A 26,551-nucleotide genomic window follows, 5' to 3' on the forward strand; every position below is an offset into this window, starting at 1 on the left:
TTGCGTTCTTCAGAACGGAGAGTCGGGGAAGAAGTATTCCTTGGCGTTGTCCTTGGTGATCAGCGGCGCGTCCAGCTTGACGGCGCCGCGAACCGGGGCCTGGCCAGCCAAATTGGCCATGGTCATGTAGATGGCCGTCTTGATCATGGACGGCGGGTAGGGAGTCTCGACGGGGGTCATGGTGTCGCCGTCGATGACCTTCTTGACGATGTCCTTCATGCCATTGCCGCCAAGCGCCAGCTTGATATCGGTGCGGCCCGACTGCTTGACCGCCTCGAGCACCCCCAGCAGCATGTCGTCGTCGTTCGCCCACACCGCGTCGATATGCGGATATTTGGCGAGGTAGTCCTGCATCAGCTTGAAGGCTTCGTCGCTGTTCCAATGAGCGTACTGAATGTCGAGAACCTTGAGGCCGGTCCCGGCGATGGCGTCCTGGAAGCCCTTGATGCGCTCGTCGTCGATCACCGTTGGGATGCCGCGCAGGACAACCAGGTCGCCCCTGCCGCCAAGCTTGTCGATCATGTATTTCGCGGTGTTGCGCCCGACGGCGATGTTGTCGCCGGCGACGTAGAGGCCCTGGATGGTCGGGTCGGTCAGGCCGCGGTCGACGACGGTGATGAAGGTGCCCTTCTCCTTGATGGCCTTGACCGGTTCGGTCAATTCTTCCGAGGAGTAAGGCAGGATCACCAGCGCACTGATCTTGCGTGAGGCGGAGAGGTCCTCGATCGCCGACACCTGATCGGCCGCTGACGGCGACGTCTTTACGATGACCTCGACACCGGGGAAAGCCGCGTTGATTTCCTTGGCCGCCGTCTGCGCGTGATAGACGACGCCGGCGGTCCAGCCGTGGTCGGCGGCCGGTATCGAAACGGCGATGACTTTCTTGTCCTCGGCCATGGCATGGCCCGTCAGCAGCAGCGAGCCGACCGCGGCCGCAGCCATCCATTTTTTACTGAACATTTTCTTCTCCCAGATTGGACCTGCAAAGACGCACCCGTGTGGTCCGGACACGGGGCTATTTCGAATTCGAGAACCTCTGAATGAGCATCGCGATGATGATGATGACGCCCTGAACCGCGGCAACCAGGTACTCGGAGACGAAGTCCGACAGCACCATGAGATTGGCGATCAGCTCCAGAATGACGGCGCCGGCGACGGTTCCCCAGACATGACCCTTGCCGCCACGCAGCGCCGTGCCGCCGATCACCACGGCGGTGATCACCTGCAGTTCCCAGAGCTGCCCGGTGGTCGGCGTTGCGGCACCTAGTCGCGGTACGTAGCAGATCGCGGCGATGGCTACGCAGACGCCTTGGACGATGTAAGCAATGGTGCGCGTCTTGATGACGGAGATGCCGGAATAGCGCGCGACGTCCTCGTTTGCGCCCACCGCCGCACATTTGCGCCCATACTTCATCTTGTAGAGGACGAACGATGCGACCGCGGCGACGGCGACGGATATCAGGATCGGGATCGGGACACCGCCGACGGTGCCGAAATAGACCGGCCGATACGCTTCGCGCAGCGACCGGTCTATCGGTATCGTGCCGCCGTCGGTCAGATAGGTGATCAACGCGCGGAAAATGCCCATTGTGCCGAGCGTCGCAATGAACGGTTCGATCCGGCCTATGGTGACGATCAGGCCGTTGGCGAGGCCACACATAAGACCGACCAGGGTCGCCACGAGCATTCCAGCCGGTATCGCCCACAGGCCGGCGTGCGGCGCCACCGCGTTCATGAACATGATGGTGATGCCGGTGACGAAGGCGGCCATCGAGCCGACGGAAAGATCGAGCCCTCCCGACGAGATAACGAACGTCGCGCCGACAGCGATGATGGCGATGAAGGCGCTGCGGGTGATGACGTTGGCAAGGTTGGTCGCGGAGAGGAAGTCTGGATTGATGAGGAAGCCGACCACCAGCAGGGAGGCCAATGCCAGGAAGGGACCCACGTCGGTCCAGGTGATGTTCAAATCACCGACGCGATGTGTGGATGGGGATCCGGTCATGACAGCCATTCTGTTCCTCCCTCGGCCTTCGGCCTCGGTTTCGGGCCGCTTGTCGCCAGCAGCGCCACATTGCTTTCGGTCATCTCGGCGCCTTGGACCTCGCCCGTCAGGCGGCCTTCCCGCATGACGAGGATGCGGTCGCAGATGCCGATCAGCTCCTGCATTTCCGACGAGATGACAATGCAGGCCTTGCCGCTGCCGACGATGGCGTGGATGAAGGCGTAGATCTGAGCCTTGTTGGCGATATCGATGCCACGGGTCGGTTCATCGATGACGACCAAAGAGGGGTTGGTGAGCAGCACCTTGGCGAGCAGCAGCTTCTGCTGATTGCCGCCGGAAAGCTGTCCCGCCTTCACGCCAGGGCTCTTGAGCCGGATATCGTAGCTCCGGACGGCCTCTGTCAGCGCGGCCGACTCGCGGCGTCTGCTCAGAGCCAATGCGGGATGGAACCGTTCAAGTGCGGAAAGCGTGAGGTTGGGCGCCAGCCGTTCCTCGAGGAGCAGGCCCTTGCTCTTTCGGTCCTCTGTCAGGTAGCCGATGCCTGCGTCGATCGCTTCGCGTTGCGAGCGGATCCGGACGGGTCGTCCCTCGAGTTCGATCACGGCGTGGGCCGGACGCAGGCCCACCAGCCCTTCGAACAATTCCGTGCGGCCCGCGCCGATCATGCCGGCAAAGCCAAGAATTTCGCCCCTGTGAACGGTGAAAGAGACGTCTTCGGCGTAGCCCGGGACGGTGGCGCTTTTCACGCTCAGCATCGGCTCAGCGGACGGTGCACTCTTCTGCGGGTAGAGCGTTGCAAGCTCGCGGCCGACCATCAGGCGTGCCATGTCCATCTGCGTCAGCGCCGTGCCCGGATAGGTGCCGATCATCCTGCCGTCGCGCAGCACGGTCACCTTGTCGGCAAGCTGCTGCACCTCATCCAGCCGATGGCTGATATAGAGGACGGCCGTGCCATGACCTTTTAGCTGCCGGACGATTTCGAGGAGCCGATCCACTTCCTCGCCGGTCAGCACGGCGGTCGGTTCGTCGAAGATCACGACCTTGTAGTCGTCGAGCAGCGCGCGGGCGATCTGGACCAGCTGGCGGTCGGCCAGCGAGATGTCGCGCACCAGCGCGGTCGGCGAGACCGCGCAGCCGATCCGTGCCAGCTTCTCGGCTGCCAGGCGCCGCATGGCGCGGTCGTCCATCACATGGCGGCGCGAAAGCTCGCGGCCGAGAAATAGGTTGTCCGTCACCGTAAGCGCTTCGGCGAGCAGGATCTCCTGGTGGACGAGGGCGATGCCGGCTTTCTGGGCCTGGTCCGGCTTGGCGAACGTCACCGCCCGACCGGCCATGGACAAGGTGCCGCGGGTTGGCTCGGCATAGCCGGACAGCAGCCGCATCAAAGTGGATTTTCCGGCACCGTTCTCGCCGATGATGGCGTGGATTTCGCCCGGCAGGATGTCGAGCGTGACGTCGGAGAGCACGGTCACCGGCCCATATTGCTTCGAGAGACCCTGAGCGCGCAGCACCGGCTCCACGGCCCCGGGCGCACTGCCGCCGGGCAGCGCACTTCCTCCCTCTCCGGCAATATTGGCGGTAACAGACATTCGTTCAGGCCTCAATCGAAGGCCGGCAGCAGGCGATCGCGCGAGTGCTCGATGTGGGCGCGCATTGCTTTCGCGGCGGCATCCGGATCGGCAGAGCCGAACGCGGCGAGGATCGCCTCATGCTCGTCCAGCGCCTCCTCGGTCACGCGGGAATGGTACATCAGGCGGAAAATGTGGAAGTGGGTGTGTTGAAAACCCAGCGTCTCGCGGATGAGCTCGTTTTCAGCGTATTCCATGATCTTGTCGTGGAAGATCGCGTCCTGCCGGGCGAAGTTCGAATAGCGCAGGCGCTCGTCCTTGCCCTCGCGGCGCGACATCACGCCTGCGGCCTCCAGCAGCGTGCCGAGTTTGGCCTCGTCCATCGTGGCAGCGGCTTTCGCCGCGCCGTGCGGTTCGAGCAGGAGACGCATTTCGTACAATTCGTCGAAACGACGCCGCGTGATCTGCGGCGCGGCGCGATATCCGATCAGGTGCGTCTTCAGAACCAGTCCTTCGCCTTCGAGACGCCCCAGCGCCTCGCGGATCGGCGTATGGGAAACGTCGAATTCCTTAACCAGATTGTCGACGGTGATGCGCGAACCGGGCGCGATCTTCAGCGACATCAGCTGGGCGAAGATGGCCTCGTAGACGTCCTCGGCCAGGCTGCCGGCCCGCTGAATGCGGCCCGCTCCCGTGGGCGCTTCACCATTATTGCTCAAACTGACAGGTTGCATTTTCGCCTCTCGACTGGGGAGACTGCTAACACGAGGGTTTGACCGATGCAATACGATATCCTATACGATTTTATCGGCGCCGCTCAATTGAGGATTTTCGGTGCGGATTTTTGCAATGCGTTTCTCCGAAACTCCCCAAGGATGCAGCCTGTCATGAGCCTTCTCACAGCCCTCCGGCTCCCACGCGAAATTCTGTTCGGGAAGGGACAGCGTCATGCGCTGCCAGCCGTGGCCGGCCGCCACGGCCGCCGCGCCCTGGTCTGCACCGACGAACGTTTCGCCGGCACCGGCGTGTTCGCCGAAATGATGGAATCCCTGCGGTCGGCGTCGATCGACGTGCTGGTTCACGACGGTGTCCTTCCGGACGTGCCGCGCGATTCGGTGGCGGTCTGCGTCGAGGAAGCGAGGGGCTTCCGGCCAGATATGGTGATCGGCATCGGCGGCGGCAGCTGTCTCGATTTCGCCAAATGTGCCGCCTTGCTGATCAGCCACGGTGGCGAGCTGCGGGACTACTACGGCGAGTTCAAGGTCCCGGGGCCGATGCTGCCGCTGATCGCCGTGCCGACCACGGCTGGCACAGGATCGGAGGTGACGCCCGTTGCAGTGATATCGGATCCGGACCGGACGCTCAAAGTCGGCATATCGAGCCCCTATCTCATTGCTGCCGTTGCCGTCTGCGACCCCGAACTGACAATGACTTGTCCGCCGGGCCTGACCGCGGTTGCCGGTGCCGACGCGCTCACGCATGCGATCGAGGCCTTTACGGCCATGCGCCGGGACGGGGACTTCAGCCTGCCGCAGCGCCACGTGTTCATCGGCAAGACGCCGCTGACCGACCATTTCGCGCTGCTGGCCGTCAAACTTCTCGGCCGCAGCCTGGAGAAGGCGTGCATTGACGGCGGCGACGCCGAGGCGCGCTCCGACGTGATGATGGGAGCGCTGGCTGCGGGTTGCGCGTTCGGCACCGCCGGCACGGCGGCAGCGCACGCGGTGCAATACCCGGCCGGCGCGCTCACACATACGCCGCATGGGCTGGGAGTGGCGACAATGATGCCTTACGTCATGAGCTACAACAGCCGCGTGGCCGCGGCTGAGATCGCCGAGATAGGGATTGCTCTTGGCCTCGAGCCGAACGGTCGTGGCGTCGACGAAATGGCAGGCTCGACCATCGAGGAGATCAGGCGCTTGTTTGCGGCGATCGGCATCACCCCGACGCTGGCCGGTCTGGGGCTCCCGGCCGACAAGCTCGACTGGACCGCCGAGCAGGCGCTCGGCATCGATCGCCTGATCAAGAACAACCCGCGCCCATTCGACCTCGCCGCCATGCGCCGCCTTGTCCAGGCGGCCTATGACGGCGATCTCACCGCCTGCGCCATGTGAACGTCAGGAACAAGACGATGAACCTTCCCTACAATGCCTTCCCTCTCGATCAGGATCCGTACGACGTTCGGGGCTTTCCGCACCGGCTCTACATTGGCGGACAATGGCTGCCGTCGTCCGACGGCGGGCTCATCGAGGTCACCGATCCATCCTCCGGCGCGGTGATCGCGGCAGTCCCCGATGCGACCCTGGAGGATGCCGCCGCCGCGGTCGAAGCGGCAGCCAAGGCCGCCAAGGGGTGGCGCGAGACAGCGCCGCGCAAGCGCTCGGAGATTCTCAGGCGCTGTTTCGAGCTGATGGTCGAGCGGTCGGAGACGCTTGCCATGCTGATCTCGCTGGAGAACGGCAAGGCCCTGCGCGACGCGCGCGGCGAGGTCGCCTATGCAGCCGAATTCTTCCGCTGGAACGCCGAGGAAGCGGTTCGTATCACCGGCGAGTTCGGCACCGCCCCGTCCGGCGCCAACCGCATCGTCGTCGATTACCAGCCGATCGGCATCTGCGTCCTCATCACGCCGTGGAATTTCCCCGCCGCGATGGCGACGCGCAAGATCGCACCGGCACTGGCGGCAGGCTGCACGGTCATTCTGAAACCGGCCAGCGAGACGCCGCTGACCGCCTATGCGCTGGCCGCGCTCTACAGCGAAGCCGGCGTACCGGACGGTGTCGTGAACGTGCTGACGACGTCGACACCCGGCCCCCTGACGTCGGCTATGCTGGCCGATCCGCGCGTCAGGAAGCTCTCCTTCACCGGTTCGACCGGGATCGGCCGGGCGTTGCTCGCCGAGGCCGCCAAACATGTGATTTCCTGTTCCATGGAGCTTGGCGGCAATGCGCCCTTCATCGTCTTCGATGATGCCGATCTCGACGCGGCCCTCGACGGCGCCATGATCGCCAAAATGCGCAATGCCGGCGAAGCCTGCACGGCGGCCAACCGCATCTACGTCCAGTCGGGTATCCACGATGCGTTCGCCGACGGTCTTGCGCAGCGCATGGCTGCGCTCAAGATCGGCGCCGGCACCAAGGCGGACACCGAATGTGGACCCATGATCACCAAGAAGGCGGTCGACAAGATCGACCGGCTGGTCAAGGACGCGGTCAGCCGGGGGGCCAAGGTACTGTGCGGCGGCTCGGTGCCTGAAGGGGATGGCTTTTTCTATCCGCCGACCGTCCTGTCCGAAGTCTCGCCGGACGCCGACATGGCGCATGAGGAGATCTTCGGCCCGGTAGCGCCCATCACCCGCTTCGAGAGCGAGGCGCAGGCCATCCTCCACGCCAACAACACCGAATACGGCCTCGCCGCCTATCTCTACACCCGCGATGTGGCACGCGGCATGCGGGTGGCCGCCGAGATCGAGGCCGGCATGATCGGCCTCAACCGCGGCCTGATGTCGGATCCCGCCGCGCCCTTCGGCGGAGTCAAGCAGAGCGGCCTCGGGCGGGAAGGGGGCCAGCATCACGGCATCGCCGAGTTCATGGAGGCCAAATACATCGCTGTAACCTTCTGAGCCGTCGCCATGTCGAAGGACCCTTTTCGCACCCGCGACCACGTTGCCGATTTCGATGACATCGTGGCCGACATCGTCGCCCGCAGCACCGCGACGCGGGCTTCGCTGCCGATGCTGGCAGACATCGCCTATGGCCCGCACGAGGCCGAACGCCTCGACCTATTCTTTCCGGAGGGACCGCGCAGGGACCTCCCGGTGCACATCTTCATCCATGGCGGCTATTGGCGCATGTTCGCCAAGAGCGACTATTCCTACATCGCCGAAACGGTGACGAGCGCCGGGGCAATCGCGGTCGTGATCGACTACGCGCTGATGCCCGCCGTCAGGATGGCGGCAATCGTCGACCAGGTCCGGCGCGCGAGGCAATGGGTGCTGGATAATATCGCCAGCCATGGCGGCGATGCCGGTCGCCTAAGCGTCAGCGGCCATTCCGCCGGGGCGCATCTGGCGACCTTTTTATTCGACGAGGGGTCGGCACATCCGCCCTCGGCGGCACTCCTGCTCGGCGGGCTCTACGATTTGAAGCCCCTCCAGCAATCCTTCCTTGAGCCCTTGATAGGCCTGACCGACACGGAAGTCGGGGCGTATTCGCCGATGAGCAAATCCCACTCGTCGCGGACAAAGGTCACGCTGCTGGTCGGTGAGCGGGAAACGGAACCGTTTCACCTGCAGGCCAAATTGTTTGCCGATCGCCTGACGGAGCAGCGCCTGACGGCTTCGAGCGGCATCGTCGAGGGGCGCAATCACATGGACAGCGTCCGGGATTTGGGTGTCAGGCATACAAAAGCGGGCACTTGGCTGTACGACATGATCCGAGCCGCTTGATCGGTCCTGTCTCAGCCGAACCTTTCCCCGTTAAGCCTTGCGCAACCTACGGCGCGTAATCTGCCTGCCAGATTGCGAGGCACCATGAAGCGCCAACCACTATTGCTTTTCGCCTTTCCTGCCTGTGTCCTGCTGATCCTCGCGGCGGAGCGAATGGCCACGCTCCTGCTCGGAGCCTACCCCGCAAGCCCCGACATGTGGAAGATCTGGCTCGCCTTGCATCCCTCGTCGGGCATGGTCTGGCAGCAGGTCGATGTCTATCTGGGAGGGTCGATGGTCCTGGATTTCGCTCTGCTGGGCGCGGCCCTGGTGGTCTGCTGGATGGCAAGTCGGGCCAGAAGGTCGGCCGCATTCTTTCTTGCCAACCACGGCATCTTGGTCCTCGCGGCGTCGATGATCTTCATCGGCGGCCGTTCGCAGACCGCCAGCACCATTGCCGCGTTCACGGCGCCGAGTGGCTTTCGGTTCTCGCTGATGATGGACTTCACCTGGCTGAACTGCCTGCTGGCGGTCATCGGGGTCACGGCCTGCGCCTATTGTCACCTTGCCTATATCCGTGAACTCGGCATGTGCGTTGAATCGCGGCGTGTCCGGATCATGGCACTGCAGCGGGATTTCTAGACCAGCGCAGCGCTACGGGCCGCGCGCAGGTCCCGACCTAGTTTATCTTGTGATAGGTGACCTTGCCTTCCGGGGATACGCTCCGCTGGTAGTTGGAGCTTGGCGCGGGAGGCGCTGCCGGAGCCGACCGCCTTCGCGTTACCCGCGGCATGTCCCCGATGGCAGGCTCCGCGTCGGCGGCGCTGGCGACCGCCGCCATGTCTTCGGCGGGCGAGGGGAGTTCCACGACGCGCGGCTCGTCGCCACCGTGATTTCCCGACATCTCCGGTGGCTGCCGGGCGATGTTGGCGTTGACTTCGCCGAAGCTCGCCCGCAGCCGGTCGTCCAGCGCCTCGAACCGGCTTTGAAATCCATTGTTGACGGTGTCGAGCCGCGCGCTCATGCGCTGCTCGAACTGGCCGAGGTCCTCCAGTCGCGCCTCAATCGCGCGCAGATCGTTGATGCCGCGGTAGAGATAGACGGCCGCGGTGGCGTTCAGCAGGGCAAACAGCGCCAGGCCGACAGAGACGGCAATGGCGAGCCTGGACCGGCTCTTCTCCCTGTCGAGCAACAGCGGTTCGACCGCTAGCACAAGGTCGTCGGGATCGCTGATCGTCGTCATTGGACCACCACCTTGGTGCCGACAGGCACGCGCCTGAAAAGATCGATGACATCGGTATTGGTCAGGCGAAAACAGCCCGACGTGCCGTCGAAACCCACGCCCGAAGGGTCATTGGTGCCATGGATGCGATAGAGCGTGTCGCGGCCATCCCGAAGCAGATAGAGCGCCCTTGCGCCGAGCGGATTGTACGGCCCCGAGGGCACCATGTCAGGCAATTCCGGCTGGCGGGCGCGCATTTCCCTGGGCGGCCGCCACGCCGGCCACTCGGTCTTGGCTCCCACCTGGACCGTACCCGTCCAGCCAAATCCATCGCGTCCGACACTGATCCGGTAGCGCAGGGCCTCGCCCTTGCCGGTCACCAGATAGAGTGCTTTTTCCTGCTTGCGGATGATGATGGTCCCGGTCTTCTCCTGGGTGGAAAACGCCACCGTCTTGCGCAGGCTGGGACCCATGGCCGGCAGAGGCGGACGGCTGTCCGCCAACGCGATCTGCCCGGCCGCGGGCGCCAGCGCCAGGCCAAGCAGGCAGGCGGCTGTCAGCCGCAAGCGATGGCTGCTAGCGGGCCGCATCGTCGAGCCGCTCGCGGAACATCTTCTTCAGGTCCTTGTTGAAGCGCGCCCGCCCATCCACTTCGGACGGCAGCATGGCGCGGTTCAGCGCGTCGGCCAGCAGGGCGTTGTCGAGGCCGACCGACTTGATGTGCGGCGCCTTGAAGATCTTCTCCAGCTCGCTGCGCGAGAAGTGGTTGCCGAACCATTTGCGCTTGTGCTTGTTGGCGACCAGCGTGATCGAGACGGCATTGCCGCGCAGCTCGCGGATCTTCTTGTAGAGCCGTTTGCCTTGCCGCAGCGAGGCGACATTGAGTTCGAAGACGATGAAGATCTCGTCGCTCGTCGACAGCACGGAATTGTGCCAGGGCGTTTCGATGTTCGGCAGGTCGATGACGATGTCGTCGAAACGGTAGGCGACGAGATCGAGCAGCCGGAAGACGAAATCGGCGCCCTGCGGCTCGAACGGCAGCTGCGGCCGCTCGAAGGCGTAGAGCGTCAGGCCGGAAGGCCGCGACAGCTTGATGACATCCATCAATTCGACGTCGAGCCGTTCCGGCTGGCCGATGATGCCGGCAAGGTCGAACTGGTTGAACAGGTTGAGATAGGCGCCGCAATTGGCGCTCTGGAAGTCGAGGTCGACCAGGCAGGTCGAGGCGGCGCGCTCGGTCGATTTGGAGGCCAGGAATTCGGCCGCCGACAGCGCCAGCGTCGTGGCGCCGGCGCCGCCGCTGGCGCTGATGAAGGTGATGATGCGGCTCTTGGCGCCCTGGTTGCCGCTGTCGTGGAAGGTGACGGCGTTGAGCAGTTCCTTGCCGTCGAGCGGCTTGTGCAGCCAGTCCGAGGCATTCATGCGCACCAGAACGCGTGTCTGCTCCGACGTCAGCTCGTCCGAAACCGCGATCAGCGGCACACCAGCCCACAGCGCGCGCCCCTCGACAATGCCTGGATTGCCAAGCAATTCGCCATTGCCGAGATCGAGGATGACGATGCCCGGGCGCGTGTCGGCCGGCGGCCCCTTGAGAAAATCGCCCGTCTCGGCAACCCGCACATCATAGATCGCCAGCGCATCGAGCCGCGTCGCCACATCGCGCTTGAAATTCGGATCGGAGGAAAACAGCGCGACCTGCTTGCGCTTGGTCGGCAAAACCTTGGTGTTGATGGCGTTCATGACGCGGTACTCTTCAAATCTTCGCCCGTGACCGTGCTCAGCATGGAGGGCATTGTCATGGTTCCGAATCCGTACAGTCCGCCCAGAAAGAAGAACCGGTAGGTCATGTTCTGCAGGTTGACGGTGATCGTCGGCACCGGACCGCCCAGCCGGGTCTGGTAGCCGAGTCCAGTGGCGGAATAGGTGATGACAACATTATTGCGTCGCAGGCCGGGGAAATAGTGGCACATGCCTCGCCGTATAGTGGGCGCCTGGGCCGCGGTGATAGTCGGACAGACATCGTTGTTGCTAACAGCCGTGTCTCCCCGGAATATGCGGCTGAAATTGGCAGCGTTGAACGTGCCGCCATTGCTGCAAGCGCCTGTGGTTCCGGTGTAAGTGCAGACGAAAGGTCCATATGCGCCAGCGACGACCGGCGCGCCGGGCAATGCGGTCGGCGCGGCAGCCGTCAGATTGGTCGGGATCGGATCGGAGATGGATGCCAGCCGCGCCCCAACCTGCACTGCCTTGGTCGCGGCATTCCATTGGTAGAGCGCGTAGCCGAAATCGACGAACCCAAGCGTCAGCGCAAACAGCAGCGTCGAAACAATGGCCATTTCCACCATCGCTGTCCCATCTTCCAATTTCGCGAAACGCTTCATCATCATCAGAACCGGATGTACCGCTCCTCATGAAAACCGTTCAAAGTGATCGGACCGATGCGCAGCAAGGACAGCATGCCGATGCCGCTATAGGCAAAAGTGCCCGCCGCTCTTACGATGCAGACCTGTGTCGTGGTAGAACGGTATTGTGTGGCGCCGGCAACAACGGCGTCATGGCAGGAGGCGGGGGCGGCTATGGTCACCGTCACATTCGCTTTTACCCAGCCTTTGACGCGTGCACTGCCCGTACCTGCCACGTTACCGAACACCGCCATATTGGTTGCGATGCTGGCGCAGTCGATCGCCGCAAGACCATTGTCGGTGTACATCTGGCTATTGCAACGGGCTGCAAAACGGGCGCCATCCGAAAGCCCGGCCTCCATCAGCAGCTTGTCGTGGATCAGATTGCCGAATTCAAAAACGCCCGCCGACAGGGGCACCATCAGCGGTAATATCAGGGCAGTCTCAACGAGCGTGGTGCCCCGATGGTCGCGTCGAAATCTCTGGAGGTGGCGGAACAGGGTGCTCATCATCGCCATCACCGGTAAAGCTGGGCTTCGTCGCGAAGGAAGTTGTCGAGCGTGCCCCGGCCGCCCTTGCCTGTGATGTCGACGAGTTCGACGTAAATCTCCTTGCCGCTCTTGATCGGCTCGGTAATGAAGAAACTGCCGAATGCACGCACCGGGACATCGTTCTGGTTGCCATTGAGCGCCAACTCATCGCAGTCGAGGATAGCGCCGTAGAGGATGCGCCGATCCGGTATCGAGATAGGGGCCTCGCCGCAAAGCGGGGTTCCAGTATCTCCAGATGTCGATTTGTCAGCGATCATGCCATGATCGATCTCGTAGCGATAGATTTCATATCGCGTCGCCGCGTTGACGCCGGAAGCGGTCCAAGGAATATCGGGGCCTGAGGGGAACGGTCGGGCGACAGGAGGGCTGCTGCCGGGTAAGATATGATTGGCTGCCCAATAGGCGCCAGGGTTCCAATTCCCGTCGCCGAGCGATCCCGCGTCGGTAGGATGAGTTGGGTCGAGCGGCGTGCAATTGTTTGGGTAACAGCTATCGCGCGTAAGCCCTGTTGTCCCTTCAGCAGCCGTATTGAAGCCAAGGGACTTCACGGCGCCGCTTTTACAAACCACGTCCTTGGCGCCCATGCGGACATTCTGTGACGGCGGGTCAGACGGGATATAGGTGGAGGTCAGCCCGAAGCGGGCGTTCAGACCGTCAAGCACAGGTCCGGCGTTCTGGCCCGGCTTCGTGTTGACGCCGTTTTGCCCAAAGCATGCAGCGGGCTTTACCCTAGCCATGGCTTGCTCAAGCGCCTTTGCACCAGTGCCAAGCGGCGAATCCAGGAAGGAGAAGTTGCCGGGGCCGTAGAACTTGTCACCCCGCAGGATGAGTTGCCGCCGCCGCTGGTCGCGGTTAGTGGCCGCCTGTTCGAGGGTGAGGCCTCCAGCCTCTTCGGTTTTCTCATAAGGGTTGCAGATAAAGACAGGGGTATAGTCGCAGACCGACGTGGAGAACCCGGCGACAGCTATAGCGCCGATGGTCCATGCGTTGTTGGCGCCGCCGGGCAATAGCGAGACAGGAAAGATAGTCGAAAACCCGACAGGCGTGACCCTGATCTCGACAAAGCGAGCAAGTTTGGCGTCCGCGACTTCGTTGGTGATGACATCGGCGGCGGAGATTGCTCGCGCATCGCCAGGAACGCCATTCACTGTCGTCGGAATGGATCGAAGATAGCGTCTTGTCACGCCGGCAGCCGCCAAGCCCTGCGGACCCGGTGTCGTCGTGAAGTTATACTGATTGCTCACCAATGTCGCCAGCGCCCGGTCGCCCCGTGTGATGCTATCGGAACGGCCGTCTAGCTCTGCTGCCGTCGCTAGCGCAAAGGAATCGGCGCCTTTCTGCAAATCGCTTTGCAGATTGTTGGCCCGGCTCATGTCGATCACCAGCAGGGAAAAGCCGATGATCGCCGGCAACATGATAGCCACTAGAACGAGGGCGATACCCCTTTGATCGTGCCAGAACGCGCGAATGGTTCGCAACATGGCGTTACTCTTAGCTCCCCTGACGCCAGGTTCCCTCGTATGGGCTGGCGCACTGAAACCGCATCCTTCTGTTCAACTCACTGCGTCGTTACACCCGACCCGCCGACGTTTACCGTGATCGCTGGCGGCGGCGGTGGTGGCGGTGGAAATTTGTAGTTATGCGCAACAAGTGCGGCACGCGTGCCGTCGCCTTCGATATGCGTATTCCTCGAGGCCGGATTGAGCGGATCGACCGTCTGCAGCATCGAGTTGAATTTCTGCGTGTCGCCGGCGGCCAGGGTCACTGAATCGTAGTGGTTCAGATAGTCCGCGGCGCAGCCCGAAAGCGACCCGGCGCACAGGATGAGGATCAAGGCGCTATTTCTTAACATAAAGCATCTTGTCCTTCGATTTGAAGTTCAGCATGTGGCCATAGGGGCCGGTGACGCCGTCGCCCGTTTCGTATTTGCGGATCATGTCCTTGTTCACCTCGAGCTGGCCGAGCAGGAAGAATTCCGGGTCGTTGGCGGGCCGCGTCTTGTCGAACGGCGTCGCCAGCTGTTCGCCGGGCTTCACCGGCCGCACCAGATGCGGCGTGACGACGACGACCAGCTCGGTCTCCTCCTTCTGGCTGCTCGAATTGCGGAACAGCGTCCCGATGACCGGCACCTGGCCGAGCCACGGCACCTGGTTCTGCAGCTTGGTGGTCTTGCTGGACAGAAGCCCGCCGACCGCGAAGCTCTGGCCGTCGCGCAATTCGACGACGGTTTCCAGTTTGCGGTTGGTGAAGATCGGGTCGCCGGCGGTGGTGAAGCCGGTCAGGTCGCTGACTTCCGGCGCCAGCTGGATGTGGATCTTGTCGTCGGCAAGCACGACCGGCGTGAACAGAAGATTGACGCCGAATTGCTTGTACTCGATCTGGACCTCGCCGTTCTTGTCGACGCTGCGGATCGGCACCTGCCCGCCCGCGTTGAAGCTGGCGGGTTCGCCGGAAAGCGTGGTGAGGTTTGGCTCGGCAAGCGTGCGCACCACGCCCTTCGCTTCCAGTGCTTCGATGATCAGGTCGACCTTGATGTTGCTGTCGATGACGCGGGTGATCAGCGCTGCGAACGGATTGGTGTTCGACAGCAAGCCACTGACGAGGTCGCCCGCCCCGAGCTCCGCCCCGTCCTTGTCCACGGTGGCAATACCAGTTCCGACCCGAGTCGTGCCTCTGCTGTTCGTGCTCTTGATCGACACGCCGAGGTCGCGGCCCGCGTTGCGCTTGGCTTCCAGCACGCGCACTTCGAGATTGACCTGCTGGCTGTCGTCGACGGTGACGGAATTGATGATGGCGTCGGGTCCATATTGCTGCGCCACTTCCATGATGGCCGCCAGCGTCGCGCCGTCCTTGACATGGCCCCCAAGCCGCACCCTGCCATTCACCGAGCCGATCTCGATACGCGCCCTTGGCGCCACCTGCCGGATCGCCGCCGCCATGTCGCTGACATCGACGCCGACCTCGATCTGGAGGGCGCCGAGCGAGCGCTTGTCGGGTGAGAACAGGTTGACCGTGGTAGTGCCCGCGCCCTTGCCGATGACGTAGAGCGTGCGATCGGTCATCGGCTGGGCATCGGCGATCTTCTCGTCACCGACGACGATATCACCCAGATTGGCGCTCACCTGGATCGTGACCGATTGCGACATTGGCAGGAAAATCTTGTGAACGCCGGGGTTCGACACGTCGATGAAGCGGTCGGCAGCGTCAGCTACGAAGCTCAACGACAGCAACGCACAAAGAAATGCCAGAACAGCCGTCAGTGATCCCCGAAATACGCGCATCTACGCTACCCCCTCGCTGGCTGATTCGGACGCCAGATATCTTGATATCCCGGTGTTATTCTTGTCGCGGCACATCATACGTTTCGAGCTTTATACCTCGAAAGACACCGACTGTCGCCCGCGACGGTGCTTCCGGCTGCACATATTTGACCACTTCCTTGACAACTTCCTTCACTTGCGGCGCAGATGCCACAACTGGGGCCGGCTTGGCCTTGCTCAACTGGTCAATCTGGCTTCCCACCCGGTCGACTGCCTTGGCCAACCCTGCGATCTTGTCGTCGGCGCGCTTGCGCTCGTCCTCCGCGCGCTGACGTTCGGCAGCGGCAGCAGCATCGGCTGCAGCCTGCTTTTCCAGTTCGGCTTGCCTTTTGGCGACGTCAGCTGGCGTTTCTCCGGTCAGGTCGGAAAGCGTTACGCGCTCGGTCGTCTCGCCCTTGCTGGCAGCGGCCTGGCGAAGCGCCAGGGATAACTGGCCTGCGCCGGCGGCCAAGGTCAGCTTCTGCGCATCCTTGGTGCTGGCCTCGAGCGTTACCGATTTGACGACCGTAGGGCTGTCCTTGCTTTCATCCGCAACCTGGTCGACGGCAAGCACCTTCATGCTCTGTAGCAGCACGTCGACAAAACTCTGGTCCGCACCATCGTTGCTTCGCACAGTACGCGTCAGCAGCACATCGACCCGGTCACCCGGGAAAACGAAGCCGGCGACGCCCAGCACGTCGTTGACTCTTATGGACACTGCCTTCATGCCCTCGCCAAGCACCGCCGACAGCGTGGCGCGCTGGCCGGGGCCGGTGATCTTTGTGGCGAGAACCGGCTCGTTGGCGCCGATCGACTGCAGCGCCTGTTTTGCGTCGCCTGTCAGGAGTTCCTTGGTCGTCTTGAACGCGCCGGCCGGAACCGCGCCAGATGGCCATGCGACTTCACGCAATTTGTCGGCCGACAGGGTGTCGCCGAACTTCAGCCCTATTGCGGCGACGACGACCGTATCGGCCTGGACACCGTTCGCTTCGGCCATGGCGCTGCGTTGGCTGGCCAGCCAGATATTGATGAGAACCACTGCAAGTACGCCGAACACGCCGGCGAGTACGATCATGATGAGTGTATTGGCGCGCATAGCCCAAGCCCCAAGGGCGGGAATTCGCCCGCCGCGATTGAATTCGGGCCCGGATAAATCCGGGCCCGAAGCATTAGATTAGCTGCCGACGCCGCTGCCGCAGGTGCCGATATTGCTGGCAGCCATGTCGGCGCACAGGCCTACAAAGCGGCCGTTCACCCACAGACCGATGCCGACGATGATGAGAATCGCGGCGCCAGCGATGATGCCGACCAGGATGGAATATTCGACCATGGCAGCGCCGTTTTCGTCGTTGCGGAACTGCCGGGCCATCGTCATGAGCTTCTTCATGCCAATTTCTCCCTTTGGAGGTTAGAACCCGACGAGACAGAGCCAAGGATGAACTCCATACCCAAGCATCCCCCGTCATCTCGATCCTAGGTCCCGAGAAATTGCGGAGTCAAACGGGATTAACGGTTCCTTAACTTTCCAATACACCAAATTCGGAGTCGAGCGCGGCTTTAAAATTTAGCAAGAGCTTGATTCGTCTAATTTTTCAAGCCTTCTTAACCATTCGTTCACAATTATGCATTCAGCCTAATTCAGTATCAGTTAATTTAGCTGCATGGCATATCCCTTTATATCTAAGGGGTTATAGCCAGATATGGAGTGTATGCCGATGCCGGAGCACGCAAGGGCACAGGACGCTACAAAGCTTAGTGGATCGCTCATGTTTGGCAGCGCAGGGGGACAATAAATAAAAACGATATTTTTGCGGCGCGCTCCTTAACTATGTTGAAAGTATTGGTGGCGCGTGAAGCGCCCCGCCGCTTGTGCGTCGCTTGGTTAACGTTTAGTTTCCGCTAATATGCCGGAGGGAGTATAGGGGATCATGCTAGGGCGGTTCATAAAGGGCGAGGCGCGGCTCGAACCAAGAGTGGAGTCGACAACGGTTGTCTCTGCCGTGCCGGCCATATCGCCTGTTGCTGACGTCGACTCGCAACGCGACGCTTTCCTGACCCTCAAGGTCGATTTGCATCGTCATATTATCGACAGGTTCAACCTGACCGCGCTCGAAAGCGCGTCCAAGGATGAGATCCTCAACGAGATCCGCCCCATCGTGCGCGAGTTCGTTCGCAGCCTAAATGTGCCGCTGAATGCCCGCGAACTCGATCAGCTGACCAGCGATACGGCCGACGAGATGCTTGGGCTGGGGCCGATCGAACCGCTGCTCAAGGATGACTCGATTGCCGACATATTGATCAACACCCACAATCGCGTCTTCGTCGAGCGGCGCGGCGTGCTTGAGGAGACGGCGATTCGTTTTCGCGACGAGGCGCACCTTCTGCGCGTCATCAACAAGATCGTCTCGGCGATCGGCCGGCGCGTCGATGAATCGGCGCCGATGGTCGACGCGCGCCTGCCAGACGGCTCGCGTGTCAACATCGCGGTGCGGCCGATCTCCGTCGATGGTCCACTGGTGTCGATCCGCAAATTCTCCAAGAACCCCTATTCGCTCGAGCGTTTGATGGCGTTCAATTCGATCCGGCCGCCGATGATCGAGCTGCTGCGGATCGCCGTCCAGGCGCGCAAATCGATCCTGGTTTCGGGCGGCACCGGCAGCGGCAAGACGACCTTGCTCAATGCGCTGTCGAGCTACATACCGTCCACGGAGCGCCTAATCACCATCGAGGACGCGGCCGAACTTCAATTGCAGCAACCACACGTCGGCCGGCTCGAAACGCGCCCGCCCAATGTCGAGGGGAGGGGGGAGGTACGGCAGCGCGAATTGCTGAAGAACGCGTTGCGCATGCGGCCGGACCGCATCATCGTCGGCGAAGTGCGTGGCGAGGAGGCTTTCGACATGCTGCAGGCCATGAACACCGGCCACGAAGGCTCGATGACCACCATCCATGCCAACACACCGCGCGACGCGATCTCGCGCCTCGAACAGATGGTCGGCATGGCAGGGATGCCGATGAGCCATGACTCCATCCGCGCGCAGATTGCGTCCGCGATCGATATCATCGTCCAGACGCAGCGCCTTTCCGATGGAGGAAGGCGGGTTGTCTCCATCTCGGAACTGACCGGCATGGAAGGCAACGTCATCCAGATCCAGGAAATCTATCATTTCGTCCGCCGCGACGTGACAGTCGAGGGCCACATCGTCGGCGACTTTCGCGCCACCGGTGTGCGTCCGCGCTTTGCCCAGGAAGCGGCAACGCTCGGCCACCACTTCGCCAAGGATGCCTTCAATCCGCAGGTGCCGCTCTGATGCCCACTGGTCAGACGCTGCTCTATTTCATCTATGTGCTTGCAGCCGCATCGATGATCCTTGCCGCCGAATCCCTGTATGTATCCTACGCCGCGCGGCGCGTACGAGCCGGTACTATCAACCGACGTCTGACGCGCCTCGCGGAGGAGGCACCTGCCGAACAGACTCTGCAAGGCTTGCTGCGTGAACGCGGGTTGACGAATTCAGGCGACTACATCTTTGGCGTGGTCGGCTTAAACCGGCTCTACACACAATCCGGCATCACCGGGAATCCGCTGGCTTTCGCAGCGATGTTCCTCTTGGCCGGGCTGGTGCTAGCGTTGGTGCTGCCTCTGCTTCTTGGCTTTTCCACTGTCGTGGCGCTGATCGCTTTTCTATTTGTGGGGTTTGCGCTGCCGCTTCTCCTTCTTCGGCGCGCACGCAAGAAGCGCATCCTGAAATTCGCTGCCCAACTTCCCGATGCGCTCGACATGATTGTGCGCTCATTGCGTGCAGGTCACCCGACAACAGTGGCTATGGCGCTTGTCGCGCGTGAAATGCCTGACCCGCTGGGCACCGAATTCGGCATTGTCTCCGACGAAATCACCTTCGGCCTCAGTCTTGAAAACGCCGTACGGAAACTTTCACAACGCGTGGGGTTTGAGGGTCTCCATCTGCTTTCGGTGTCACTCTCCATCCAGGCCAAGACCGGCGGAAATCTCACCGAGATATTGTCGAATCTCTCATCAGTACTGCGTGAGAGGGAGAAATTGCGGATGAAAATCAAGGCACTCTCGGCCGAGGGCCGGATGTCGGCATGGATCATTTCCCTGTTTCCGCTCGTCATGTTAGGCCTGCTCATGGTCATCGCACCGAGCTATTATGGCGACATATGGAACAACCCACTCGTCATGCCGGTATTCGTCATCTTCGGACTATGGGCTCTACTTGGCGACTATATCATGTATCGCATGGTCAACTTCGATTTCTGACAGGAGCATGGTAGACACTTGTTCTCCATCAACCCGGACGTAAGCCTGCTAGTTTCGATGGCTGTTTTCCTGGCGGCGACGGCCCTTTTTCTGTTCGGCGCCCTCGTCTTCATGCCGGCGCTGCAGACACGGAAGCTGGTGACGGAAAGCCTAAAATCCGAAGGCATAGCCAATCGCCGATCCCTCGCTGGGCAAGAACAGCTTGCCAAGATTGCGGCACAGCGCCCCGTCGACGCCTATTTCCGATCGGTCGAAAAGGAGCGAGGCGAGCCCAATGCTCTTGAGGCGAAGCTGTTTCGCGCCGGATTCTATCAATCCGGCGCCCCTCTCTTTTACACCTTGTCGCGTTTTGGCGCTGTCACCGTCGGCTTTCTCGGGTGCTATACAGGGTTGGTCGCAGTGGTGCCGCCGCAAATACCAGGGTTCCTGACCTTCGGGATTGCCGCTTTGTTCGGCCTCGCTTGCCTCGTCGTTCCTAGTGTCGCCCTCGATCGCTTCGAAAATGCCCAGAAGGAAACTTACCGTCGCGGGTTCCCGGATTTCATGGACATGATGATCACCTGCGCAGATGCGGGCATGAGCCTGGAGGCGGCGGTCGAACGGGTTAGCCAGGAGCTGGCCGGTACCCACAAATGGCTTGGCATCCAGCTTGCGATCATGAATCTACAGTTGCGCGCCGGCAAACCCCTGCGAGACGGTCTTCGAGACCTCTCCGACCGTCTTGGCCTAGAGGAGGCGCGGGCGCTGTCGGTATTGTTCCGGCAATCGGAAGAACTTGGCACCAGTCTGACGGACGCCCTGCGCGTTTACAGCGACGAAATGCGCGGTAAGAGAATTCTTCGCGCCGAAGAGCGCGGCAACGCTTTGCCGGTCAAAATGATGATCCCGCTGGGAGTCTGCGTTTTCCCTGTTGTCTTGATGATTGTGCTGCTGCCGATTATCGTCCGGATGAGGGGCGTTTTCTTCTAAATGGGTATATGCTTTGATTCTAAAATAGAGTCGCAGGACTCTTGGGGGACAAAATGACAGGGCCAACGCGCCTCGCAACCGTCGTCGCAGCCAGTCTGCTGTTGTTGGCGCTTGCCGGCTGCCAGACAAACGGTGTGGACACCACCGGCGGTGTCGTGCGCACCAACGAACCCTCGAAAGGCGATGTGACGTCCTTTGGCGACGCCTTCGACGGATTGAAGACCGTCGGCGACGTCGAATATTATGCCTCGGACCAGGCCGTGGCGGAGGCCAAGAACCAGTTCCGCGCCGAGAACTACGGCAATTCCGGCGCCTTGTTCTTCAAGGCGACGCAGTTGGCGCCGAATGACGGCGGCGCCTGGATGGGTTTGGCGGCTTCCTGCGACCGCATCCACCGCTTCGACCTTGCCGACCGCGCCTATGGCCGCGCTTTCAAGCTGATGGGGCCGTCGCCCGAATATTACAACAATGTCGGCTACTCCTATCTGCTGCGCGGCAAGCTGCAGGACGCGCGCGGCAATTTCCTCAAGGCCTATGAACTGGCGCCCAACGATCCGACCGTGGCCAACAATCTGAAGCTGCTCTCGTCCAGCGTGCAGAACATCGAGCGCTGAACGTGCTGCTGACCGAAGCGATAGTGCTCAAGATCCTGGCCGCGGGCCTGCTCGCACGGATCGCCTGGCTCGACTTCACCACCCAGAAAATATCCAACCGCGACGTGCTGTTGCTGCTGTGCCTGGGACTTGGATCGCTCCTGCTTTTGTCGCTCCACTCCCGGTCCTGGTGGGATATGGGCTTGAGCGCGATGGCCGGCTTGTTGCTGTTTCTGGCGCTCTTCCCATTCTGGTTGCTGCGCAAGATCGGTGCCGGCGACGTCAAGCTGCTGGCGGTCGTGCCGCTTTTGATCGGCGGTAGTGGCCTGACGGTATTTTCGCTGCTGCTGCTGGTCTTCGCGCTCGCCACGGCCCTGGTCGTGAAAAACCCGCTCCTGCTGCCTCAAAGTGCATTCCGCGTCTACGTCCAGCATCTCGATCAGAGGGGTGTGGTGCCTTTCGGCGTGCCGATTTCCTTGGCCGCGATCTGCACGATAGCGCTCCAGATCTACTGGAGTTTTGTCCTGGCCAACAGCTCTGGTATCCTCGGCCAGCTCAACTAATCCATCGTCGCCATGTGCATGGGAAGATCGTTTGGGGCTGGTGATCCCGTCCGAACGGACCCTGCCGTTCCCGTCAGCTGACAGATCCACCGCCGCCCCCTGCAAGCAAACCCAGGCGTGCCGAAAGCGTTCGCATCGGCACAAGAACCCATCCATGAGAATTTGGCTGAAGAGCGTTTCACTCGGAACATATCCGGGAAAGACAGGTTTGGTGGAAGCAGTACACAACCAAAGGAGATGCTCCAATGATCACCAAACTTCTCTCCGCCACCGTGCTTACGGTCGCTCTGGCCACGTCGGCCATGGCACAGTCGAACGGAACCGGTTCAGGCTCGACGTCCGGCGCCACCAGTGGTGGCAATGGGACCACGACCGGCACTGGCGTCGGCACAGGTTCCGGTGCGACGACCACACCCGCCGACCCGAGCACGACAAATTCGACAACCAAGTCGAACGGCATGACCGACCGCTGCAAGGATGCCGCGGGCAACGACATCGACAACAACACCGCCAGCGGCAACACCACGTCGAACATGCAGAACTGCAACAAATGAGCCACCGGCTCCGCGCGCCGCCCGAAGTCGTTCTTCTCCCTGGGGGCGACTGATCGGGCGGTGTTCTTGCTGCCAGTGCGCCGATGACCCGACAGGCCGTCAGGCAAGCGCCGTCCGCTCGATCGGGTTGGCGGGCGCGTGCCGGACCTGCATCCTTCATCACAAGAAATCGTGACATGTTGGAAAGCGGCCGCCGGCGCCTTGCGGGAGAACCGGCTCATCAAGACCAGTCACGCAAGATTATGGACGGTTCCGGAGGCCGGCAAGCTGGTTCCGGTAGGTCGCTGGACATGAAGTATGTTCAGGCGTGGTGGAACATCGGCGATCAACTGTCGTTGACACGCTCGTGAGAGAAAGGACACCGTCCATGTCAAAATTCCAGGCTGCCACTCCGGATCGTCTGCGGCAACTCAGGCTTGAAGCGTCGGCTTACTTCACCCCGATGATGCTGCACGAGGCATTGCTGCGCCTTTCCCATGCCTGCGGCGGTGAAAGCCTTGGGCGGTTCGAGAAGGCCATGGTCGATCAGATAGAGGCGACGAAGGACGATCGGCCCGATTTCGAAACGATCAAGGAATTCGCGATCGAGCAGCTTTATGCCTTGATCCGCGAAGCCAATGAGTCACCAAAGAAGAAACAGTCGCTGGAGAAGATGGATACACGCAGGACGCCCGGCCGCTCCGAAGAACCGCAGACGCTCGAGGATCAACTGCAGGCCGGGTTGGAGGATTCTTTTCCGGCAAGCGACCCGCCCGCGGTGGTGTCCACGGCAATTCCAGGCGGAGCAAAGAAGCTGGTCGGGACCGACGAGCTCCTGAAACAGCAGCGAGAACAGGCCGCTAGAGAGGCCCGCCAACCATAGGGCCTAGGCATGGCTGCATACCGGGCCTTGCAGCCATGCGCCGGTGTGACAGCGCATGGCTCTCCGCATCAAAGCTTGACGGCGGTCTCCCGTGCCCACAGCCGCAGTTTGCGGCACGCCTCTATAAACGTCTTCACGGAACCTGCGGTATCAAGCCCGATCAGCCCCTCATCGGCATCGGGCGCCACGCCCGCCTTGGCCAGGAGAGGTTGGGCCGCCGCTGTGAAGCCGATGAATTTGCAATGGGCGAAGGCATCTGACACGAAGTCCCTCGCGGCCGCCTCGTCGAGCAGCATCTCGGCACCCTCCTCGGAAAGGAGCAGCACCACGGCGTCGAACAACACAGACGGGCCGCCGTCGATCATGTGTCTGGCCTCGATGTGGGTGCCGTCGGCCGCATCGACGCCGCCCACCTTGGGCGCGATCACCTCCATCACGGCCCCTTCCGTTTCGATGGCGGAACGGAGCTCTTCGAACAGCCCTGTGTCGGTTCCATTGCTAAGCAGGACGCCGACCTTGCGGCCCTTGAAACTGTCAGGCCCGTTCTCGATGATGCTGAGCGCCGGCGAAGGCGGCAGGTCGTCGCGCGTCGGAACGGCTGCCTCCGCAGGGTCGGGCATATTCCGAATGCCGAGCTTGTCGGCGACGGTGGTCGCCAGGGTTTCGTCGATGTTCAGCAGATGCGAAACCATGCGTTCGCGGATCGCCGGTGCCTGGACCTTGCTCAATTCGAAGGTCAGCGCCATGGCGATGTGGCGCTGCTCCGGCGGTGTCTGGCTGTTGAAGAATTGCCGGGCCTGGCTGTAGTGATCGGCGAAGCTTTCCGCGCGCAGACGCACCTTCTGCCCGTCTTCGGCATCGGCGAAGGAACGAAAGCCGCGTTGCGGATCCTCGCGCGGTCCCAGCCCCCATGAATTCGGTTCATAGTTGGCGCGACCGACAGGATTGCGCATAGCCATGTGTCCGTCCTGTTGGAAATGGGCGAACGGGCACTTCGGCGCATTGATCGGGAGATGGGTAAAGTTCGGGCTGCCCAGCCGTTTCAACTGGGTATCGAGATAGGAGAAGTTGCGGCCCTGCAGAAGCGGATCGTTGGAGAAGTCAATTCCGGGCGGCACATTCTGCGTCATGAAGGCAACCTGCTCGGTCTCCGCGAAGAAATTATCCGGCATCCGGTCAAGCACCAGCCGCCCGACCGGGATCGGTTCGAGCACCTCTTCAGGAATGATCTTGGTTGCGTCCAGAATGTCGAAGTCGAAGCTGTCGGCAAACGCCTGATCGAACAATTGCACCGTCAACTCCCATTCCGGGAAATTGCCGGACTGGATGGCGTCCCATAGATCGCGACGGTGAAAGTCTGGATCGGCGCCATTGATCTTGACCGCCTCATTCCAGACCACCGATTGCATGCCGAGCTTTGGCTTCCAGATGAATTTGACGAAGGTGGATTCGTCTTTCGCGTTGACCAGGCGAAACGTGTGCACGCCAAAACCCTGCATGAAGCGGAAGGAGCGCGGGATCGCGCGATCCGACATGATCCACATCACCATGTGCATCGATTCCGGCATCAGGCTGATGAAGTCCCAGAAATTATCGTGAGCGGTCTGGGCTTGAGGAAAGGCCCGGTCCGGCTCCTGTTTGGCGGCATGGATCAGGTCGGGAAACTTGATCGCGTCCTGGATGAAGAAGACCGGGATATTGTTGCCGACCAGATCCCAATTGCCTTCCCTGGTGTAGAGCTTGACCGCGAAGCCGCGGACGTCGCGGGCGAGATCGAACGAGCCCTTGTTACCGGCAACCGTCGAGAAGCGCACGAAAGCCGGTGTCTTTTCGCCGGCCCTCTGGAAAATATCGGCACGCGTGTATTTGGCCAGAGACTCGTAGGTTTCGAAGTAACCATGCGCGCCGTAGCCGCGGGCATGGACGACCCTCTCGGGAATGCGTTCGTGGTCGAAGTGGAAAATCTTCTCCCGAAAATGAGAGTCCTCGATCAGCGCTGGTCCGCGTTCGCCGATCCGCAATGTGTTTTGATCGTCGGAGACGGGTGTTCCGAGCGCCGTGGTCAGAGTGGGCGTCTCACCCCCGGCGATCTGGTGCAATTCCCCGCCGTTTCCGCGAGCGCTATCCGGTTCCTGTCCACTTGCCGATTGGCGAGCGGAGCGACGGGCGGATTTGGCCATGACATACCTCGTTTTGATGCCGGAGGGGGGTGGAAGTACTCAGGAGGTCAAACTGCCGGTGCGCGGCTTTGTTCCCGTGAAAGAACCGCTGCGCGCGCGTGCATCGCCCAAGGCGCCATCCCTATCGCGGCGACGGCATGGGCCGATTGGGTAAGATGCCCCCGCTGCGCGGAATTTCTGAAGAGTTGTCTTCAGCGCGAGGAACGAACCAAACTTCCATGCATTTAGCAGGGGCTGCGTTCATACACTCTTCTTCTGGGAGCTGGACCATTGTCATCCGGAGGCTACATTTTGGCCGACCAAGAAACCAATGAAGTTTCCATCGTTGAGCTCATACCCGCCATGCGGGCTTTCGCGCGCACCTTCTGCCGCGTCCCCGACGATGCCGACGATCTGGTACAGGAGACACTGACCAAGGGTCTCGCCAACATCGACAAGTTCGAACCCGGCACACGCATGAAGTCGTGGCTCTTCACCATCATGCGCAACACGTACTACACCCGGGTCAAGATCGCTGCCCGGGAAGCGCCAGGCCTGCTCGACTGCGCGTCGTCCCGACCGATTTCGGAAGCCACCCAGGAATGGAGCGTTCAAAGCAAGGAAGTCCACGCCGCCATACAAAAGTTACCGGAACACCAACGCGAGGTTCTGATGCTGATTGGCGTTCTGGGGGTGAGTTATGAAGAAACGGCTGAGATATGCGGCTGCGCGGTGGGGACGGTAAAAAGTCGGCTGAACCGTGCCCGCGCCAATATTCTCGAGTTGCTTGGGGAGAGTTCGTTGCAGACACTGATCGAAAGACGAAATCATCTATCGGATGGTCAACTCGATATGGAGGGCGACAGCCGCAGATAGTCAGTTCTGCACGTCACGTCGACGTTTCTCAACCAGCGCGTTTTGCAACTCCATGGCCAGCCTGGTTAGCCGGTCTGGAATTTTTTCCTGCTCTATGGCGTCCAGGAGAGAAGTGATCTCCTGATCCATGGCCAGACCGAATTGCGGGTCCGCGGTATCGTCGCTCGAATGAGACATCCATATTCTCTTGATAACCAGCAGTCCCTGACTTTAGTGTGGTGAC

At 61.5% G+C, this 26,551-nt stretch carries 28 protein-coding genes; 12 read left to right on the forward strand and 16 right to left on the reverse strand.

Translation table 11 applies throughout. The features are described 5' to 3' along the window. Positions 1–9: 9 nt before the first annotated feature. The 4 genes from LB571_RS14220 to LB571_RS14235 are packed head-to-tail and all read right to left on the reverse strand — an operon-like array spanning position 10 to position 4,307. Positions 10–960, reverse strand: a complete 951-nt coding sequence (locus LB571_RS14220; protein WP_224595273.1) for a substrate-binding domain-containing protein — start codon at positions 958–960, stop codon at positions 10–12. A gap of 55 nt (positions 961–1,015) precedes the next feature. After that, positions 1,016–2,014 carry an ABC transporter permease gene (locus LB571_RS14225; RefSeq protein WP_140727205.1) on the reverse strand — a complete coding sequence of 333 codons (999 nt, stop codon included), beginning with the start codon at positions 2,012–2,014 and terminating at the stop codon, positions 1,016–1,018. Then, positions 2,002–3,594, reverse strand: coding sequence for a sugar ABC transporter ATP-binding protein (locus LB571_RS14230; protein ID WP_224595285.1), 1,593 nt, complete (start codon positions 3,592–3,594; stop codon positions 2,002–2,004). The genes LB571_RS14225 and LB571_RS14230 overlap by 13 nt, the downstream gene beginning before the upstream one ends. A gap of 11 nt (positions 3,595–3,605) precedes the next feature. Further along, positions 3,606–4,307, reverse strand: coding sequence for a GntR family transcriptional regulator (locus LB571_RS14235; RefSeq protein WP_224595941.1), 702 nt, complete (start codon positions 4,305–4,307; stop codon positions 3,606–3,608). A gap of 153 nt (positions 4,308–4,460) precedes the next feature. Between LB571_RS14235 and LB571_RS14240 the strand changes: the two genes are divergently transcribed. The 4 genes from LB571_RS14240 to LB571_RS14255 all read left to right on the forward strand — a co-directional run bounded on the left by LB571_RS14240 (position 4,461) and on the right by LB571_RS14255 (position 8,638). Further along, positions 4,461–5,687 (forward strand): iron-containing alcohol dehydrogenase, encoded by a 1,227-nt coding sequence (locus LB571_RS14240; RefSeq protein ID WP_015319186.1) that lies wholly within the window; start codon positions 4,461–4,463, stop codon positions 5,685–5,687. Between the two features lie 17 nt (positions 5,688–5,704). Then, a complete protein-coding gene (locus tag LB571_RS14245; RefSeq protein ID WP_224595287.1) occupies positions 5,705–7,192 on the forward strand; it encodes an NAD-dependent succinate-semialdehyde dehydrogenase in 1,488 nt (495 codons plus the stop codon). Between the two features lie 9 nt (positions 7,193–7,201). Next, a complete protein-coding gene (locus tag LB571_RS14250; protein WP_224595289.1) occupies positions 7,202–8,017 on the forward strand; it encodes an alpha/beta hydrolase in 816 nt (271 codons plus the stop codon). Positions 8,018–8,101: 84 nt separating this feature from the next. After that, on the forward strand, positions 8,102–8,638 hold the full coding sequence (locus LB571_RS14255) for a hypothetical protein (RefSeq protein WP_224595291.1): 537 nt from the start codon (positions 8,102–8,104) through the stop codon (positions 8,636–8,638). 37 nt (positions 8,639–8,675) lie between these two features. Here LB571_RS14255 and LB571_RS14260 read toward each other — a convergent pair whose 3' ends face one another. From LB571_RS14260 to LB571_RS14305, 10 genes are all read right to left on the reverse strand, one after another. Then, the gene (locus LB571_RS14260; protein ID WP_224595296.1) at positions 8,676–9,239 is read right to left on the reverse strand and encodes a hypothetical protein; all 564 of its coding nucleotides are present in this window, start codon (positions 9,237–9,239) and stop codon (positions 8,676–8,678) included. Continuing rightward, positions 9,236–9,808, reverse strand: a complete 573-nt coding sequence (locus tag LB571_RS14265) for a L,D-transpeptidase (protein WP_140715429.1) — start codon at positions 9,806–9,808, stop codon at positions 9,236–9,238. The genes LB571_RS14260 and LB571_RS14265 overlap by 4 nt, the downstream gene beginning before the upstream one ends. Then, entirely contained in the window at positions 9,795–10,958 is a 1,164-nt protein-coding gene (locus tag LB571_RS14270; RefSeq protein ID WP_140715427.1) for an AAA family ATPase, read from the reverse strand. Before LB571_RS14270 ends, LB571_RS14265 begins: the two co-directional genes overlap by 14 nt. Next, complete coding sequence (locus tag LB571_RS14275) at positions 10,955–11,602, reverse strand: TadE/TadG family type IV pilus assembly protein (RefSeq protein ID WP_140715425.1); 648 nt, start codon at positions 11,600–11,602, stop codon at positions 10,955–10,957. The genes LB571_RS14270 and LB571_RS14275 overlap by 4 nt, the downstream gene beginning before the upstream one ends. A 2-nt stretch (positions 11,603–11,604) precedes the next feature. Then, positions 11,605–12,129: a TadE/TadG family type IV pilus assembly protein gene (locus LB571_RS14280; protein WP_224595298.1), complete on the reverse strand. Its 525-nt coding sequence runs from the start codon at positions 12,127–12,129 to the stop codon at positions 11,605–11,607. A gap of 8 nt (positions 12,130–12,137) precedes the next feature. After that, the gene (locus tag LB571_RS14285) at positions 12,138–13,652 is read right to left on the reverse strand and encodes a TadE/TadG family type IV pilus assembly protein (RefSeq protein WP_140715421.1); all 1,515 of its coding nucleotides are present in this window, start codon (positions 13,650–13,652) and stop codon (positions 12,138–12,140) included. 77 nt (positions 13,653–13,729) lie between these two features. Next, on the reverse strand, positions 13,730–14,005 hold the full coding sequence (locus tag LB571_RS14290; protein WP_224595309.1) for a hypothetical protein: 276 nt from the start codon (positions 14,003–14,005) through the stop codon (positions 13,730–13,732). Between the two features lie 4 nt (positions 14,006–14,009). Then, positions 14,010–15,392 carry a type II and III secretion system protein family protein gene (locus LB571_RS14295; RefSeq protein ID WP_224595312.1) on the reverse strand — a complete coding sequence of 461 codons (1,383 nt, stop codon included), beginning with the start codon at positions 15,390–15,392 and terminating at the stop codon, positions 14,010–14,012. Positions 15,393–15,507: 115 nt separating this feature from the next. Beyond that, entirely contained in the window at positions 15,508–16,566 is a 1,059-nt protein-coding gene (gene cpaB / locus LB571_RS14300; RefSeq protein WP_140715415.1) for a Flp pilus assembly protein CpaB, read from the reverse strand. 78 nt (positions 16,567–16,644) lie between these two features. Then, a complete protein-coding gene (locus LB571_RS14305) occupies positions 16,645–16,857 on the reverse strand; it encodes a Flp family type IVb pilin (RefSeq protein WP_140715413.1) in 213 nt (70 codons plus the stop codon). Positions 16,858–17,398: 541 nt separating this feature from the next. On the opposite strand from LB571_RS14305, the gene LB571_RS14310 reads away from it, so the two are divergent. The 7 genes from LB571_RS14310 to LB571_RS14340 all read left to right on the forward strand — a co-directional run bounded on the left by LB571_RS14310 (position 17,399) and on the right by LB571_RS14340 (position 23,293). Beyond that, positions 17,399–18,781, forward strand: coding sequence for a CpaF family protein (locus LB571_RS14310; protein ID WP_140715411.1), 1,383 nt, complete (start codon positions 17,399–17,401; stop codon positions 18,779–18,781). Then, positions 18,781–19,752, forward strand: coding sequence for a type II secretion system F family protein (locus LB571_RS14315; RefSeq protein WP_224595317.1), 972 nt, complete (start codon positions 18,781–18,783; stop codon positions 19,750–19,752). Before LB571_RS14310 ends, LB571_RS14315 begins: the two co-directional genes overlap by 1 nt. Before the next feature lie 57 nt (positions 19,753–19,809). Next, complete coding sequence (locus LB571_RS14320) at positions 19,810–20,721, forward strand: type II secretion system F family protein (protein ID WP_411961400.1); 912 nt, start codon at positions 19,810–19,812, stop codon at positions 20,719–20,721. Positions 20,722–20,774: 53 nt separating this feature from the next. Then, positions 20,775–21,335, forward strand: a complete 561-nt coding sequence (locus LB571_RS14325) for a tetratricopeptide repeat protein (protein WP_140715405.1) — start codon at positions 20,775–20,777, stop codon at positions 21,333–21,335. Positions 21,336–21,337: 2 nt separating this feature from the next. Beyond that, complete coding sequence (locus LB571_RS14330) at positions 21,338–21,877, forward strand: prepilin peptidase (RefSeq protein WP_140715403.1); 540 nt, start codon at positions 21,338–21,340, stop codon at positions 21,875–21,877. A gap of 245 nt (positions 21,878–22,122) precedes the next feature. Continuing rightward, a complete protein-coding gene (locus tag LB571_RS14335) occupies positions 22,123–22,431 on the forward strand; it encodes a hypothetical protein (RefSeq protein WP_140617552.1) in 309 nt (102 codons plus the stop codon). Between the two features lie 367 nt (positions 22,432–22,798). Continuing rightward, positions 22,799–23,293: a hypothetical protein gene (locus LB571_RS14340; protein WP_224595320.1), complete on the forward strand. Its 495-nt coding sequence runs from the start codon at positions 22,799–22,801 to the stop codon at positions 23,291–23,293. Positions 23,294–23,361: 68 nt separating this feature from the next. On the opposite strand, the gene LB571_RS14345 is transcribed toward LB571_RS14340, so the two are convergent. Beyond that, positions 23,362–25,473, reverse strand: coding sequence for a catalase (locus LB571_RS14345; RefSeq protein WP_140724249.1), 2,112 nt, complete (start codon positions 25,471–25,473; stop codon positions 23,362–23,364). A 291-nt stretch (positions 25,474–25,764) separates the two neighbouring features. On the opposite strand from LB571_RS14345, the gene LB571_RS14350 reads away from it, so the two are divergent. Further along, positions 25,765–26,328, forward strand: coding sequence for a sigma-70 family RNA polymerase sigma factor (locus tag LB571_RS14350; RefSeq protein ID WP_015319164.1), 564 nt, complete (start codon positions 25,765–25,767; stop codon positions 26,326–26,328). Here the strand turns inward: LB571_RS14350 and LB571_RS14355 are convergent, their stop codons facing one another. After that, positions 26,329–26,505 carry a hypothetical protein gene (locus LB571_RS14355; protein ID WP_015319163.1) on the reverse strand — a complete coding sequence of 59 codons (177 nt, stop codon included), beginning with the start codon at positions 26,503–26,505 and terminating at the stop codon, positions 26,329–26,331. Positions 26,506–26,551: the final 46 nt, after the last annotated feature.

Source organism: Mesorhizobium sp. BR1-1-4, assembly GCF_020165375.1.
Classification (GTDB): domain Bacteria; phylum Pseudomonadota; class Alphaproteobacteria; order Rhizobiales; family Rhizobiaceae; genus Mesorhizobium; species Mesorhizobium australicum.